A 642-nucleotide genomic window follows, 5' to 3' on the forward strand; every position below is an offset into this window, starting at 1 on the left:
CATAGTATAATAAATAATAGTAGTTAAAGTAGTTCAGGAGGAGATGTTAAAGGGAGATTTTACTTTAAATAAAAATTAACAAGGTTTATAATTTGTAGTACTTAAAGTGTTTAAAGAGGGGGGCGCGTGTGAGGGTTCAAAGGATAGAAGTGGAGAATAAGCCGTATCCATTGTATTTATTACTAGATAAAGAATACCAGCTAAATGAATGCTTCTAGTAAAAGGAAAATTATCAGTCAGAGTGAGATCAGCAAAAAAATAGCTGTAATGAATGAAGAAATGCAAGGGTTTTGGGCTAATAATAGTTGGGATATAAGAAAATGTCCACATCCTTCTGCCATAGAATTAAGTAAGAATCCTGCTTTAAGAAATCGTTGGGTTCGTTTTGAACGTGTTAAAAATCTGTGGTTAAGAACAGAATTGAAATATTTTTATTTTTACCATTTAAACAATGGAATATGGAATGCAAAAACTGTCTGGATTAGAAAAGGAACAGTAATTAATAAAATGTTGGATTTTTTAGATTTAAAGTATCCCAGCATTACTTCAATTACTGAAGTACCTATTGATAAAGCAATGACGGAGTATAGAACATATTTGACAAAACAGGGTGTTAGAATTACCACTACTAATTATAAGATT

At 30.7% G+C, this 642-nt stretch carries 1 pseudogene; it reads left to right on the top strand.

Annotated features, from left to right (window positions below):
* Positions 1-204: 204 nt before the first annotated feature.
* A pseudogene (locus HMPREF2846_RS07425) lies at positions 205-642 on the top strand (transposase); the annotation flags it as partial.

Source organism: Staphylococcus sp. HMSC056G08 (assembly GCF_001812305.1).
Classification (GTDB): Bacteria; Bacillota; Bacilli; order Staphylococcales; family Staphylococcaceae; genus Staphylococcus; species Staphylococcus simulans.